The organism is Alteromonas sp. 4NH20-0056 (genome assembly GCF_057539655.1).
The window spans coordinates 164,824-180,169 of the sequence record NZ_BAAJLS010000001.1 but is presented as its reverse complement, the minus strand read 5'-3'; the positions used below and the strand labels follow the sequence as shown (position 1 = coordinate 180,169).

Below are 15,346 nucleotides of genomic sequence, written 5' to 3'. Positions count from 1 at the left end.
GTTTGATAGGGTATTCGATTAGTTAATACACAATGCACCAGTAGCACAGTCATAGTGTAGTCACACTGAAAACAATAGGTACTAAAATCAATTAAAGCAAGGCAGTACGTATCAAGAGAGGGGATAACTAAGTGGAGGCAAGCGCTTGAGTATTCAAAGCTAAGGATCACATTACGTTTTAAGAGGGTAACTAATTACGTTCTGTACCGCGTTGTGAATCCGTTACATTTCATTACAGTTCAACATTTGAGCAGCACACCAATCTAACCTATAGTTTACGTCGCCAAGGGATAAACGACGAAGGGGTTACGATGAAATGTGATAAACGTACAACGGCAGCAAGCTTATGTTGGGCCGCTGCAATTTTAAGTGCCGCATTACTCGATGCACCAGAGTTCTTAACGCTTATTCTGCTGCCTATCTTAGCTTTTACCTCGATTACCAGCGGTAAGCGTTAGTGCGGGCGCTCGGCGCACCCGCAGACTTATCTTAACGTTTATAGATTTCAACCGAACCGTCGGTATAGGTAGACAGTTCGCTTTCAGCGCCTACAAACACATATTGATTATTCCAATCACCGGTTGGTTTGTCGCCGATGATGAAGTGACGCACATCTAGGTCTGGTGCATTCAATACGAGCCTATCGCTTACTCTTACTCGCTCATCGCCTAACATTTTATCTGACGGCGTGAGTGAAGAGATAACGATTAAGCGCTCGCCTTTCGCCATCACTCGTTCAATATCGAGGTCGTAAACGCGCTCTTCTACTTCAGCTTCTACTACAATAGTTTTTCGAACCTTTTGCCTGTCGTCATATTTATCTCCAGGCATGTTGATATCGATAAATGGAACTTCAACTTCTTCCTCTTCTGTCACTATAACGACTTTAGGAACACTTACGGTTTCGGTGGTTGTGCCAACATCAATGTCTGCCCAATTAACTTCATACTCAGGTAGTTCACCTGCGTCAGCACTAACGTCGACATCAACATCTGGCAAATCACCTGATTGTGTTTTGTTTACATCACATGCACTCACTGTAAGTAGTAAAGCCGCAATAGCGGTAAGTTTAGTTTTCATCATAAATTCCTTATTTGATTAATTGCTGAATACTAACGGGCAACCATTCGTTACCTGTCGAGACGAAGCAAACGTATTCCTCGATGAGTAGGTAGCAACAAGCAAGCCACAACAAAATAGCGTTATCCAGAATAAGTTTTTTCTATATATTTCAGAGGTTAAGGGGGGAAGAGGGGTTTCGGGCGCGATGGTGTTAAATTGAAAATTTTTAATGATCTATGAAGTATTTACACTATGTCGAGGTGCAAAAGGGGGCGTTCTTTCTCCTCATATTAACCACTGCGCAAATCTAAAAAATATCTTTCGTCACAACATATCCAACTTAAATTGAGTATTAAAGGTAAAACTCAATGGCGAATAAACCCGCGTATTTATTGCCCTTCATCACACGCGTGGCATGCAAGCGCTCCCCTGTATAGCGTCTACAGTAACGTTGTTCTGACTAGCTCAAAGGGTGCTGACAGCGTTACAAGGAACGCTTCTTGCTGCCGACATTTGCGGCAGTGCGCCGGTCGAGCCTCATTTAAGGACAGATGTCACCCACTTTATTTTAGGCTTTTGGCGCGCGAACACAGTATTTTTGGTCATGGAGAACACATCGTCCTTTGTGAAATAGACTAAAAGCAGATGGAAGCCGCAACATCTGACTTCAGCGCAATATGGATTTAGGAACAGAGCAATGCACAAATTACCATTAATGTTGACTGTGGCTGTAGGAACGCTATTTACGAGCTTACTTCAAATTGAAGTGTTCGCGAGTGAACGCTTGAGTTTTTCGCAACGTCACTCGGTTGAACGATTCGAAACACCAAAGATGAAGTCTACGTTAGTAAAAGCAATGGCGCGCTATTCGGACATTATTAAAAACGGCGGGTGGCAGACGCTGCAGCCAGATGAAATGCTAAAACTTGGTAGCGAAGGCCCTGATGTACTTGCGTTAGTCGCTCGACTTAATCTCCAATATCCTAACCTTGCTGCTGCGTGTGGTGAAGGCGTTAGTCTTACAACCAAAAAAAATATTAATAAAACGAGCTTTTTTGCACTGGAAGGCAAACGTCCTCCATGTCTTTTTGATAAAGGGTTGCAGCGAAATGTTGAGACATTCCAAAAACTTCATGGCTTATCGACCGACGGCGTTGTCGGTCCATTGACGTTATCCGAGCTGAATGTTTCTGCAACAGAGCGTTTTAAGCAAATTGCATTGAATATCCAACGACTGGCTAATTTTGAAGAGTTCGGATTCGAAAAATTTGTGTTGGTTAACATTCCAGAGTTTGTTTTACGGGTCATTGACGCACAGGAAGTCAGGCTAGAGAAAAAAGTGGTGGTAGGTAAACCAGCATGGAGTACCCCAAGCTTCACCGACTACATAGAAACCTTCGTTGTTAACCCCGACTGGCGAATTCCCTTATCTATTGCCACTCAAGAGATTGCTCCGAAAGTAGCAAACAACCCAAACTATTTACATGAACAAAACATCGTTATTAGGAAGAATAGTTATGAGGATGAAGAAATTGTCGATCCCGCCACGATTAACTGGGGTGAAATTAAACCGTACCAGTTTGATCACTTTATGGTGAGACTTCCGGGGGAAGAAAACCCGCTGGGCGAAGTCAAATTTCTCTTTCCTAATAAACATGCCGTGTATGTACACGACACCCCCGCTGAGCAATGGTTTGATGTAGACCACAGGGCAGCTTCTCATGGGTGTATCAGACTTGAGGAACCCTTTAGTTTAGCTGAGGTTTTGACCAGTGAGTTGCCAGACAGTTTAGGCTTTGCCGATATACAAGAAGCAAGGGCGTTAAACGAGGCACGGGAATTTACACTAGAACAACCTGTTCCTGTCCATTTGGTGTACTGGACGTCATGGGCAGAGGACGAGTATCTGGTGCACTTTAGGAAAGACCTTTATGAAAAAGACGCAAAAGAGTACCAAGCACTGGTAGGCACGGCTGACTATACAACGCAAACAACAGCACTATAGATAATGCGGAGTTTAATGATGAAATACTTCTTACCAATTATATTTGTCCTCATGGGAGTGGGACTCACGCTAAAGGCATCGGCGGCGATTAACAATGTACTTAGTCACCCGCCGGTTCTTGTCGAAGACGCCGATGCGCAGCAGGCTAAGTTTCAACTGCAAGCAGGTAAAATAGTGATTCCTTATAAAACGTTCTCTATTTTTGTACTGCCTGGCGAAACGGTAGAGCTTGAAGTGCTTTTTCCACAAGCCAATACACAATATGAATTGATCTCGAATGCTGGCGATTATGAGAAGAAAGGACTGTCTGCATGGCGTTGGCAATCGCCAAAGACATCAGGAATGTATAATGTTTGCGTCAGAGCGACCGACGGTTCAAGTGAGATAGCACTTAATGTCTTCACCATGACACCTAGCGACAACATGGTTGAAGGGAAGCTCCGTTATTATCATATCGGGCATTACCCCGACGAGTCGATAACGCGGAATCGTGAAATGTATATCGAGCCTGAGGGCTTTATTGAAGTGACGAAAGCGAATCAAGATGTGAAGTTATCACCGCATTTCCAATTAAAAGAGTTTGTAAGCAAACAAAAAAGCGAGTTTCCTAAATTTGTTTATCTTCAGTCTTCGTTGTTATTAAAACTAGAGAAGCTGCGTACAGAGATGAACCTACGTAACATACGTGTAGACAATATGGTCGTCATGAGCGGCTACCGAACACCTTACTATAATAAGGCAATCGGTAATGTGGCACTAAGTCGACATGTCTTTGGGGATGCTGCAGATATTTTCATTGATAATGATGGAAACTATCGAATGGATGATCTTAATAACGACGGTAAATCAAGCATTGCAGACGCCCAGTTGATTGCTGAGGTGATAAATGAGTTAAATAAGCGCAATGACTTCAGATCGTTAATTGGCGGCTTAGGGATCTATGGCCCCAAACCACACAGGGGGCCGTTTATCCATGTTGACACGAGAGGCGTAAAAGCGCGCTGGACAAGCCCTTAATTAGAGGTTGCGAGTATAATAGTTCGGTAACGCAAAAAAATGGGGTAGGGCAAATTGTCCTGCCCCATTTCTAGTATATAAAACCACTCACTCGCAATATTACCACGACAATTTACTCAACTAACCGCCACAGCGACCAAGTATAACTTTACGTGTAACTCTTTCACTTAATGCGCAGCTTTGTCGCAAAACGTTTTATCTTTATTATACCCACATTTTTCGACGCTATGACTGGCGTGGCTTTCAGGGCCGATTTATACCAAATTCATCGGTGGCACGACTCTCGCTTAGTATCTGATCTACACTCACGATAAATGGAAATTACAATGAAGAGTTCTACAGGCCCTATTACTTACATCGCTCGGGCAGGCTATTGCTCAAAAGCCGTTATCTACGGAATCTTAGGCGCAATGATCCTTTATGGAGCCTTCTATTCTGGAAGCGTTGAAGATATAGACAAAGCAAAAATATTCAACGAAATAGAATCAACAACACTTGGCTCAGCATTGCTAGGCGCGGTCTTTGTTGGTTTAATAGGCTACGTTATTTGGCGATTAGTACAATTTTTTACTAACCCAGATGATTTGGACAATTCAGACGCATCTGATTTAATGAAGCGAGGCTTTTATTTCGTTTCAGCATTGATATATGGAACAGTAGCCTATACGGCATTTCAAGTATTAACCGGCACCACTAAACAACAAGGCGGCAGTAAACAATCAATGTCAGAAACATTGATGAATCAAACGTGGGGCGTCTACCTTTTACTTGCACTTGGCGTCGTTGTTGTCTTGTTTGCTGGTATTCAGCTTAAGCACGCTATAAAGCAAGATTTTATGGATAAGTTTGAAACCGACCAGTTATCACACAAAGCACAAGATGTGATTAAGCTATCTGGACGAGCAGGTTATTTAGGACGCACAGTAACGTACTTGCTGGTTGGCGGTTTTATTATCACTGCCGCAATTCAAAATGATGCTTCTGAAGCCGGCGGATTAGGTAAGGCGTTGGTGACTATTTTAGAAACACCTTTCGGGCCTTATCTTTTAGGAGCTGTTGGCCTAGGGATGCTGTGTTTTGGCGTCTTCTGTGGCTTTGAAGGGCGTTATAGAGACACCGGGAAGGCGCACTAAAACCCGGTAGCATAGATAACGTCAATCACCTTGTAGCGTTTCGCAGTGATTGACGTATTTTATGCCGTTACATCGTTTTCACGTTGTGAAAAATATTAGTTATCTTCTAGCGGCGTATTTTCGGTAATTGGTACCGTGTTTACGTCAGTATCAAGCGATTCTAAGGCATTTTTCACACCTGCCGCATAGTCAGGGTGCACACGTTCAAGAACGGCATACCAACGTGACTTTACTTCATCAGAGCATGGACCCATTGCCGCTGCATAATTATTGAACATACGTTCTTTTTGCTCATCAGAAAACATCTCATAAAGCTTGCGGGGCTGAACATAATCAACGTCTGCATCGTCTTGATTGTAGCGATCTGCGTCGCCATCAATACGCAAAGGCGGCTCTTTCATTGAAAAGTCTGCAACTGGGCCTGCGTGTTGATTGGGTTCGTAGTATGCATCAGGGTTACCAAAATCATTACTGAAGAAACGCATTGCACCATCTTTATGATAATGGTTAACCTCACTGTTTTTGGGCGCGTTCGCGGGAAGCGCTTCATAATGGGTACCGAGCCTATATCGATGGGCGTCAGCATATGAAAAAATACGCGCTTGGAGCATTTTGTCTGGACTAAAACCAATGCCAGGAACGACATTTGACGGGCTGAATGCCGCATTCTCAACCATTTGGAAATAGTTGTCGGGGTTGCTGTTCATTTCAAGTTCACCGACTTCAATCAGCGGATAATCCTCGTGTGACCATACTTTGGTAAGGTCAAACGGGTTAAATCGTTGCTTACCTGCCTCTTCCTCTGGCATGGCTTGAATGTACATTGTCCACTTAGGGAAATTACCCTCATCTATCGCATTGTAAAGCTCTTCTTGATACTTCTCTCGCGTACTACCAATGATTTTTTCAGATGTTTCGTTTGTATAGTTTTTGATGCCTTGCTGAGTCTTAAAATGAAATTTCACCCAATGTCTTACACCGTCTTTGTTCCACATGCTGAACGTATGGCTACCGTAGCCATTCATATGCATAGGTGAGATAGGAATACCTCTATCTGACATTAATATAGTCACCTGATGCACACTTTCAGGCTGAGCTGCCCAAAAGTCAAACATCGCCTCAGGGGAGCGAAGGTTAGTTTTTGGGTGGCGTTTTTGTGTGCGTATAAAGTCTGGAAATTTATAACCGTCGCGAATAAAGAAAACAGGAGTATTGTTTCCAACCATGTCCCAGTTACCTTGCTCGGTATAGAATTTCAGGCTGAAACCACGAACATCACGCTCGGTGTCGGCAGCGCCTGATTCTCCCGCTACTGTAGACCAACGGCTTAGTACTTCGGTTTGCTTTCCTATTTGAGAAAAAATGTCGGCGCACGAGTAATTGGTGATGTCATGAGTGACGGTAAATGTGCCCTGTGCTCCCCATCCCTTAGCATGGACGACGCGTTCGGGTATCCTTTCACGGTTTTGGTGAGCGAGCTTTTCTAGAAGCTGATAGTCTTGCAGTAGTGCAGGGCCGCGCTCTCCAGCAGTTTTAGTTGTTTCATTACTGACGACGGGGGCGCCCGCAGATGTTGTTAATTGGGGAGGCTTGTTCATAATATTTCCTTTGAAGGACCAGTATATGGTCAGTTCCATTGCATGGAAGGCACGATGCCTTCTACATGTCATTGCTACGTCAATAAGAGGGAAAGGTTTAACTATTTTTAATGTATTTCAGCAACAAATGTTTTAAAGGTGATGTCGTAATAACCTTTGAGGCTGATGAGAGGGAATTAACGCTATTATGAGGTCTTTGAGACCATTTATAAGGTAATAAGTAGGAACATGACTATGATTAATAGATGGTGTCACAACGTTGTAATAATCAATGTAGCAAAATTAGTATCTCGCTAATCAATATCTACTATTAAATGCTGCATATTCGGGCGGTACCACTGTACTTACCGAGGTTAAATAGGAGTTGTAGAATGGCTCAAAAATTTATCCCACATGGAAGTTTAGATGTTTTTATAGAAGACCGTATTCTATCCGTAAAGCCTAATTACGCGCCTAACGGAGAAATGGTTGGTGAATTTCAACTACAGGCGACTGAATACATAAATATGCTGAAGGGCAAGCCTTGGGCGAGCATCGCTTACCTCCAAGGAGACAGCATATTCCCAATTGATGCGATAGGTAAGATAGAAGACAACCTTAAATACATGAAGCATTGCGGTTTAGTCAGTGTCGCGGTAATTATTTATAACGCCGAGTCACCGATAGTAGTGGAGCAATTTTGACAATCTATTTATGAGAAACAAGATTTCCCTCACCGTTTTTTTGATAGTGAAAATGACGCAAAATCATGGCTTCTTGATTTAATAGCGTCAGCGCCCTCCTAGGTAAAGCCTTTCGATATCAAATAAGCTAGTAAATCATATGCTTACTCAGTCTTATCCTTAAACTCACACAAGTCTTCAACTTTATCGACGTTTTTACCCATTGCAAGTTTGGTGCGATTCGAGACGCGGAATATATGGGTATCTACCGCTATCGTTGGCCAGCCAAAGTATGAGGGGGTTAGATGCGTGATTAGTGAAAAAGCAAGCTTCAGTCAGGTGCTATGCCGACAAAGAAACCAGTAACATAGGTTCTTTAGATTTAGTGCGTTTATTTGCCGTAATATTGAAAGGGTTAATGTGTTCATCGATGAGTTTAATTGTCGACAATATTTTATTTTTATTTCAATAAATCCTTTTAATTCTAGTTAAAGTTAAATATTGTCGACAATGTGTGTTCTAATAGCGCTGCTTTAATTTAGGGGAGAGCTATGGGAGCTTATAATTTCTTTGGTACTGTCAATACGCTGTTTATTTTCATAAGTCTATTTGGTGTTTTGTCACAACTTCGTCTTATTTGGCGACGAAAGCTGCAAGTTCCAAATGGCGTAGCAACAGAGTTATTATCGATAAATCAATTCACCGTCAGCTACTTAGCTTACTTTTCATTCTTTATTTATGGTTATTCTATCGAACCTTTTAATCATTATATTGTTTGGCCTCGGTTGGTAGCGACATTGCTAGTGGGAGCTATCTTGTATGAGATTTGGTTGGATAGAAAAACAAAATCATCTTTTTATGTGCTCTTGGGAGCTTTGCTTTTCCTATTTTTTGGCATTATTGGACTCTTTTTTGGTGGAACATATTCAGATGAAGGTCGATATGTGTCGACAACTCTCATACTGATAATCTCATTATTAATAGCTCAAGGTTACTATCATCAAATAAAGTTAATCTTGCAGTCTGGGAGTACCGGAGCCGTAGATTTAAAAATGAGTCAGTTTATCTTTATGATGGATATTTCAACTATTGCTTTTGCATTAACTATGGGCCTTGAAATAGGCTGGCCGTTAATGGTGCTTGCGATAACCAGTGGAATAACAAAAATAGTGATAATGTATTTATTTAGATGGGTACAATTTAGTCCGCAGGCCCCAATTCGCCGAGAAGAATATTACAATAGGCCTAGCTAAAAAAACGGCCGTGCAGAATGAAGCAGTGGTGAGCGTCTCCTTTAAACTGGGCAGGCACCACTTTTAAACGCTTTTTCTAAACTTCCACTACGTTTTTACCCGTGGCAAATTTAGTACGGTTAGATACGCGGTCGATGTGGGTGTCGACTGCTATTGTCGGCCAGCCCAAAGATAAGGAAGGTAGATTATAGTTTCTTATCTTCCGTTTTGTGCCAAAAGCAGCAGTTCGACTTTAACTCATTTCTGCCCCAAAACGAGTTTAGGCGACGGTCGCAAATGAGCGATAAGCGATCATTGATGATTGGATAAATTTTAAAAATAACCAATATAGCTTATAAATACAGAAATCCAGACGAATGAACATATCAATAGCGCAATTAATACTGCTGCGGAGCCTAAATCTTTAGCGAGACCTGACAATGGATGAATCTCTAAGCCAACTCTGTCTATTGTTGCTTCTATTGCTGTATTAACAACCTCTGCGAATATCACAAATAAAACAGAGATTAGTAGCATGACCTTTTCGTAAATACCTATCTGCCAAATCGAAATAATAGTTAGCGATAAAGCGAGTAAAAAAAGCTCTTGTTTAAAAGCGGCTTCATTTTTAGCAAGCCATTTAAATGCACGCTGTGAATTTTTAAAAGCTAAAACTACTCGATTAATACCTGACGGCTTATTTGCACTATCAAATTGCATTGGAAACTCTCTTTATAGACTTAGGGCCTTACAGGCGTGAAAAATATCGTATTCAGGTTGGTATTGACTGCTGCTTACTTGAGTTAAGCCAAGTAAAGTGTCAAAAATATTGTCGTGTGAAAATACTTTTGAGCGTTGTAACTCAATACAATGATTAAATTTAGAGTTAGCGAGCTTATTACTCCAAAAAATCATTGGGATATGAGTTTGCTCGATTGGTGCTAATGCATAAGGAAACCCATGAAGGTATAAGCCTTTTTCACCAAGTGACTCACCGTGATCTGACACATACAAGAGTGATTTTTCCATTTCGTTACTTGCTTGTAATACTCTTATCAACTGGCTTAACACCTTGTCTGTGTATGCGATAGTATTATCATATGTGTTTGTTAGTTCAGTTGTACTACAGTTCTGAATATCGCTTCGAGAGCAATCAGGTTTAAACAAACTTTCGTGTTCAGGGTAACGACGATAATAAGTTGGTCCATGTGAACCTATCATATGTAGAATAACCAATTTATGTTTAGCGTTACTAGTCGCTATCTTGTCTGCTAGTTTCGTAACTAATATTTCATCAAAACAGTAATGACCATCACATAACGGATGTTCTTTATTCGGCTCAATGTTGTCTGACTTGATGCGAGCACACACTCCTTTACAGCTGCTGTTATTATCAATCCATGTTACTTCAACACCACTACGTTGAATAATGTCTAGAGCATTTTCTTGACTACTAGCAAGCCGAGAATCATATTCTTTGCGCTTCAGTCGTGAAAACATACAGGGGACTGAAATAGCCGTCGCAGTTCCACATGATGAAACATCACTAAAATACTTTACGCCTAACTTGGGAGTATCAGTGTTCGTTGCTCTACTATAGCCTTGTAGTGAAAAGTTAGCCGCTCGAGCTGTTTCCCCGACAACCATTACAGTTAGCGAAGTGCTCGTTTTATTTTTTAAAGTGGGCAAATTATCGAGTACCTTGAAAGGTAATGGTGGATAAAAGTAATTATCCCTCAAGTATTTATAACCCGCTGTATAGAATGAAAACGGGGTGATATAACTTGTTAGCTGTCGGTTGTTGCGGCCAACAGAAGCGTACTCTTTGTAAAAGGGTACAGCGATTAAGGCACAACAGAGCAAAGCTGATAGATTTAGCTTCGTAAAACTTTTTAAACGAACTCTAAAACTCCCAATAATTGTGAACTTGGAAAATAAGTAAGTAGGTACAACCCCCAATAAAAAAATAAATAACACAAGCTGAAAGTTTAAGTATGAAAATGCTTCACCTGAATTTGTTTCAACAATATTTTGTAACATGCTCTTGTCAAAAATAACGCCATAATTAAGTGTTGAATAAAACAACAATGAGCAAACTAAAACATTAAATAGAAGTATAGGTTTAACAAAAGTAATTAAGGACAACCAACTTAAAACTAAAACAGTCAATGAGAAAAGCAATATAGGGATCGACGCGATAAAAAGCCAATTTATATGCCCTGACTGTGTTGTAGCCATAAAAGTATTGTATAAAAACAAGCCATTAAATACGATAACGATATACATTGAAACTAAGCAAACAAATTGGCTGTAACTTACTTGCCAAGACGAAATACAAAATCTTTTAAAAGCAATTTTCATAGTTACTCCTTATCACTACTTTTTTCAGCTAATCGATAAAGCTGCTCGGTGTAAGCTAAGTTGCTAAATAACACATGAGCGAGTGCTTTTTCAGCCAACGTTTGATCTGCGTTTTGCTGTTCATTTTTTTCTTGTCTTTTGGTTTGTTTGTTATAGCGCCAATAGCTGGTTTGTTGATTTGGCATTAGGATGACAGCGCGATCATTTTCTAAGTATGCAAAATTGTCGTAGTACTGCATCATCGCACGTTCAACTGGGTGATCTTTAGTGAGATCAAAGCCCAGCATAGGGGTAGCTTGGTCAATTCCTAAAAGTGACAACAAAGTAACAGGTAGATCAATTTGACTAACGAGTCTTGGATCACGTTTGCTTTTCATATCGCTGTTTAAAATAACAGCCGGTATATGAAAAGACTTCAAAGGGACAGGTTCAGAGCCAAAAACACGCACATCATGGTCTGCCACAACCAAAAATACGGTGTTTTCCCAGTAAGACTGTGTTTTTGCTTTATTTATAAATTTCCCTAGTGCGTAATCGGCATACTTAATTGCAAGGTCGCGATTATAGTTTTCAGGATCATGCCCTGTAGGTAGCGATACTTTGCCTTGTGGTATATCAAACGGATCGTGGTTACTAGAAGTAAATACAAGACTAAAAAATGGCTCTGTCGAATTACTTAATTTAGTCAGTTCTTTATCTGCTTGATTAAATAAGTCCTCATCACTGACCCCCCAAGAGGAGATAAACTGGGGATTGTCAATATGGTCAATATCAACAATATCGTTAAACCCGTTTCCTAGGAAAAAGCTTTTCATATTGTCAAAATGGCTTTCACCGCCGTAGATAAACTGTGTTTTGTAACCTTCTTGGCTCAATACATCCGCTAGTGAAAAAAAGTTATGCTGTGATTTAGATAGTTTAACTACTGAGCGAGATGGTGATGGTGTAAAACCTGTGGTAATTGCTTCAATACCTCTTACAGAGCGCGTGCCCGTAGCATAAAGGTTGTCAAACCCCCACCCTTGTTGATATAGCTTATCAAGTTCAGGCGTAATATCTAACCCAACAAGTTCTCCAACAAATCGGGCACCTAAACTTTCCTCAAGTATTATAACTAAGTTTTTTTTAACACCAGACACAAAAGGCTTGTTGTGCGCCAAGGTTGGAATATTTCCAGCGACAAACTGTTTTCGATAAGAAGCCTTTTTGACCGTATCTATAATTTTTTGACGAGACATTGTGCCATACAAATTACTGGCACTTTTTTCGTTACCTATGTTTTTCAGCGCAAACGCAACACTGTAAGTGGAGTTAAGAACAAGTGAGTTTACTAGTGAATCTTGAGAAAAATAGACTAATGCAGGGTTAAGCGGCCGGTGACTCAATGTACCTCTGGCAGCAAATAAGCAGATTATTAAAGCAGCCATTAGAATGGATAAATTGGATGCTTTTTTCAGTGACTGTGGTTGTGTGAATGCTCTATATAAAAGGCGATAGCTATAAACGCTTGTTAACGTAGCCAAAAGCAATGTACTTAGCATGGCTAAAAGATGGCCATGCACTAACATTGAGAAAACTTCTTGTGGGTAATCAAGGTATTCAATATATAGTCGGTTAGGCCTTACATCATATTGAGTGATGAATGCAGGTGTTGATGCTTCAACAATAACAACTACAGTTACAACGACGCTACCGTAAAGTGTAAAAATACGCTGGAACAGCTCTGTTTTAGGGCGTGCAACTACATGCAGTATCAATATAAAAACTCCAATAGTCGCTAAGTATCCAATGCTACTTAAGTCTATTCTGATTGCTCCTGATATGATCGGCCAAATATCACCATTATTTAATCTTGAATGTTGCCAAAACAATAAAGCAATGCGGGAAGTAATAAAGATTGATATCAATATAAGCGTAAAACGAAACAAGGGTTTTAAAACGGAAGTATTTGCTGTCATAGTTGTGCTCGACCTTAATAATTGCAGCAATACTAAAAACCGAAACTTAAGAAATCCTGAGTCTAAACTTAATATTGGCTAAACTATGGAAACTTAAGCAAGCCTTAAGTAAAACTTAAGTTATATGGCGTAATCTAATGATGAAGATGCATTTCAGGTGAATAAGTAACACATGAAGTTATTAATAATTGAAGATTCAGCGTCACTCAGACGTAGTTTACGAATTGGCTTAGCAAACTTAGGCTTTGCGGTTGATGACACCGGTGATGGTGCACAAGGGCTGAGTATGGCGATGACAGGTGAGTATGAACTTATAATACTTGATATTATGCTACCGAGTATCGATGGCATTACTTTATTGCAAACCATAAGAACCAAACAGGTTGATTCTAAAGTCTTAATTTTGTCAGCTAAGCAAGAACCTGAAGACCGTGTTTTAGGGCTTTTAACAGGAGCGGATGATTATCTGACTAAGCCCTTTTCATTTGATGAGCTCCACGCTCGACTGCTAAATTTAATGCGCCGTGGAGGATTGAAAATGATGAGTGATATCATAACTATTGATAATTTAGCACTGAATTTACAGTTAAAACTGCTAAAAGTTGCTGACAATGTTATCGACTTAACACCCAACGAGTACAAAATTGTCGAATGTTTATTTAGCAATCAAAATAAAGTGTTTAGTGCAGAAAAGCTAAGTACCTACCTTGCAGGGCAATATGATTTGATATCAAAGAACTCGATTGAAGCCCATTTATCATCTGCTCGCAAAAAAGTAAGAGTTGCAGGGGGGGAGCTGCCAATTCAGACCAAACGTGGTTTTGGTTATATTGTACAAGGACAATAATGAAATCTATTCGCAGTAAATTAGTTGTTACACTCTCGGTAACTATAACTAGCTTTGTTTTATGCATTTTGTTGGCAACCGACATTGCTGTTGATAGTTGGATAGATAATGAGTTTGATCGCAGCCTGCAATCCAAAGCAGGTATGTTAATGACCTTAGTACATAAAACTGATGAAGGTTTTTCGTTTAATTTTTCTAGTGAGTTTATGCCCGAGTTCGCAGGGGAAATAGAGCCTGAGTACTTTCAAATATGGAGCAAAGAAGGGACTTTCACTCGCTCCAAAAGTTTAGATTTATTTGAGGTTAAAAACTTACCATTTGAAGACTTGGAGATTGGCGAATCAAAAATACGCCCTTTACAATTACCTGATGGCCGAGATGGTCGAGTGTTTTATAGTCGTTTTATACCACAAGGAAAAGACAATACATCAGAAGATACATATAAAAAAACAAATGATGAGCCACTGACTTTAGCTTATGCATCGTCTTCTGAGGAAGTTGATTTTGTACTTTGGTTGATTGACGTTATTTTTATAGTGACCACAATTACAGTTATTGTATTTATTCGATTATTTGTCAGGAAGGCGATAGATACATCACTTGCGCCATTAATTAAACTCAACCAAGATATCAGTCAGTTAAGTATTACCAGCGAAGGCTCACAGATATTTATACAAGAGCCAGTTAAAGAGCTCTTGCCTATTGTTGAAAGCTTAAATGCTTTTATTAAAGAGAATAGACAACTTTATCTAAGGGAAAAGCGACTTACATCCGATATTGCCCATGAAATAAAAACGCCCATTGCCGAATTGATTAATATGGCAGAAGTTGCTATCAGGTTTCCAAATGAGATTGAGCTCAATGAGGATTTTAAGCCTGAAGCGTTGAAAATAAGTTTACGGCTTAAAAATATCGTGTCGAACTTATTGCTATTACATAAATACAGTAATGGTAAGCTAATCAAACAAGATGCTTGTGATTTAAATCAAGTCATTACCAGAGTCTTAGAAAACACTGATTTATCGCGTGTAAATTTGGAGTTGAATGAGAATGCACCAGCAATTATAAGCAACTTGTTTGCCCTCGAATCAATTATTAGCAATGTAGTTAACAACGCTAAACAATACAGCCCACTAAATTCAAAAATTTTAGTTTCGACAATGATTTCAAAAGAAAAACTTTTATTTTTGTCAGTTACTAACTCCCTTATTGAACCTTTGAGTGATAATGATATAGACCAATTATTTGACCCTTTATGGCAAAAAGACACTTCAAGAACATCGAATGATAACTTTGGATTGGGGTTATCAATCGCTAAAACGCTTAGTAAAGCAATTGATGCGCAATTAAGTGCAGAAGTTAGTGATAAAAATATCACATTTTCTTTAGCCTTAAACACGGATTAGGTTATTTAGCACCTACATAGAAATAAAGGCTGGGGTGTGCAATTATGTGATGAGATTCCTATAGA

Annotated in this window: 13 protein-coding genes and 2 pseudogenes; 8 read left to right on the top strand and 7 right to left on the bottom strand. The window is 39.9% G+C overall.

Annotation, left to right across the window (positions count from 1 at the left end; all coding sequences use genetic code 11):
* Nucleotides 1–311 precede the first annotated feature (311 nt).
* On the top strand, nucleotides 312–458 hold the full coding sequence (locus AC27EZ_RS00820; protein ID WP_487133499.1) for a hypothetical protein: 147 nt from the start codon (nucleotides 312–314) through the stop codon (nucleotides 456–458).
* A gap of 31 nt (nucleotides 459–489) precedes the next feature.
* On the opposite strand, the gene AC27EZ_RS00815 is transcribed toward AC27EZ_RS00820, so the two are convergent.
* Nucleotides 490–1,083 carry a hypothetical protein gene (locus AC27EZ_RS00815; RefSeq protein ID WP_487133498.1) on the bottom strand — a complete coding sequence of 198 codons (594 nt, stop codon included), beginning with the start codon at nucleotides 1,081–1,083 and terminating at the stop codon, nucleotides 490–492.
* A 676-nt stretch (nucleotides 1,084–1,759) separates the two neighbouring features.
* Here AC27EZ_RS00815 and AC27EZ_RS00810 point away from each other — a divergent pair.
* The 3 genes from AC27EZ_RS00810 to AC27EZ_RS00800 all read left to right on the top strand — a co-directional run bounded on the left by AC27EZ_RS00810 (nucleotide 1,760) and on the right by AC27EZ_RS00800 (nucleotide 5,217).
* On the top strand, nucleotides 1,760–3,067 hold the full coding sequence (locus AC27EZ_RS00810; protein ID WP_487133497.1) for a L,D-transpeptidase family protein: 1,308 nt from the start codon (nucleotides 1,760–1,762) through the stop codon (nucleotides 3,065–3,067).
* A 15-nt stretch (nucleotides 3,068–3,082) separates the two neighbouring features.
* Nucleotides 3,083–4,084 (top strand): D-Ala-D-Ala carboxypeptidase family metallohydrolase, encoded by a 1,002-nt coding sequence (locus AC27EZ_RS00805; protein ID WP_487133496.1) that lies wholly within the window; start codon nucleotides 3,083–3,085, stop codon nucleotides 4,082–4,084.
* 326 nt (nucleotides 4,085–4,410) lie between these two features.
* Nucleotides 4,411–5,217 carry a DUF1206 domain-containing protein gene (locus AC27EZ_RS00800; RefSeq protein WP_487133495.1) on the top strand — a complete coding sequence of 269 codons (807 nt, stop codon included), beginning with the start codon at nucleotides 4,411–4,413 and terminating at the stop codon, nucleotides 5,215–5,217.
* Between the two features lie 95 nt (nucleotides 5,218–5,312).
* Here AC27EZ_RS00800 and AC27EZ_RS00795 read toward each other — a convergent pair whose 3' ends face one another.
* Complete coding sequence (locus AC27EZ_RS00795; RefSeq protein WP_487133494.1) at nucleotides 5,313–6,815, bottom strand: catalase; 1,503 nt, start codon at nucleotides 6,813–6,815, stop codon at nucleotides 5,313–5,315.
* A gap of 371 nt (nucleotides 6,816–7,186) precedes the next feature.
* Between AC27EZ_RS00795 and AC27EZ_RS00790 the strand changes: the two genes are divergently transcribed.
* Nucleotides 7,187–7,498 carry a hypothetical protein gene (locus AC27EZ_RS00790; RefSeq protein WP_487133493.1) on the top strand — a complete coding sequence of 104 codons (312 nt, stop codon included), beginning with the start codon at nucleotides 7,187–7,189 and terminating at the stop codon, nucleotides 7,496–7,498.
* A 143-nt stretch (nucleotides 7,499–7,641) separates the two neighbouring features.
* Here AC27EZ_RS00790 and AC27EZ_RS00785 read toward each other — a convergent pair.
* Nucleotides 7,642–7,767: pseudogene (locus tag AC27EZ_RS00785) on the bottom strand (endonuclease III); the annotation flags it as partial.
* A 261-nt stretch (nucleotides 7,768–8,028) separates the two neighbouring features.
* On the opposite strand from AC27EZ_RS00785, the gene AC27EZ_RS00780 reads away from it, so the two are divergent.
* Complete coding sequence (locus AC27EZ_RS00780) at nucleotides 8,029–8,730, top strand: hypothetical protein (RefSeq protein WP_487133492.1); 702 nt, start codon at nucleotides 8,029–8,031, stop codon at nucleotides 8,728–8,730.
* 1 nt (nucleotide 8,731) lies between these two features.
* Here the strand turns inward: AC27EZ_RS00780 and AC27EZ_RS00775 are convergent.
* The 4 genes and pseudogenes from AC27EZ_RS00775 to AC27EZ_RS00760 form a co-directional block, all read right to left on the bottom strand.
* A pseudogene (locus AC27EZ_RS00775) lies at nucleotides 8,732–8,944 on the bottom strand (endonuclease III); the annotation flags it as partial.
* Between the two features lie 98 nt (nucleotides 8,945–9,042).
* The gene (locus AC27EZ_RS00770) at nucleotides 9,043–9,429 is read right to left on the bottom strand and encodes a diacylglycerol kinase (RefSeq protein ID WP_058551568.1); all 387 of its coding nucleotides are present in this window, start codon (nucleotides 9,427–9,429) and stop codon (nucleotides 9,043–9,045) included.
* A 12-nt stretch (nucleotides 9,430–9,441) separates the two neighbouring features.
* Entirely contained in the window at nucleotides 9,442–11,070 is a 1,629-nt protein-coding gene (locus AC27EZ_RS00765) for a phosphoethanolamine transferase (RefSeq protein ID WP_487133491.1), read from the bottom strand.
* Nucleotides 11,071–11,072: 2 nt separating this feature from the next.
* Nucleotides 11,073–13,028, bottom strand: a complete 1,956-nt coding sequence (locus AC27EZ_RS00760) for an LTA synthase family protein (protein WP_487133490.1) — start codon at nucleotides 13,026–13,028, stop codon at nucleotides 11,073–11,075.
* Nucleotides 13,029–13,200: 172 nt separating this feature from the next.
* Here AC27EZ_RS00760 and AC27EZ_RS00755 point away from each other — a divergent pair, with 172 nt between their 5' ends.
* Nucleotides 13,201–13,875, top strand: coding sequence for a response regulator transcription factor (locus tag AC27EZ_RS00755; protein ID WP_305401870.1), 675 nt, complete (start codon nucleotides 13,201–13,203; stop codon nucleotides 13,873–13,875).
* Nucleotides 13,875–15,281 (top strand): sensor histidine kinase, encoded by a 1,407-nt coding sequence (locus AC27EZ_RS00750; RefSeq protein WP_487133489.1) that lies wholly within the window; start codon nucleotides 13,875–13,877, stop codon nucleotides 15,279–15,281. Before AC27EZ_RS00755 ends, AC27EZ_RS00750 begins: the two co-directional genes overlap by 1 nt.
* Nucleotides 15,282–15,346 lie beyond the last annotated feature (65 nt).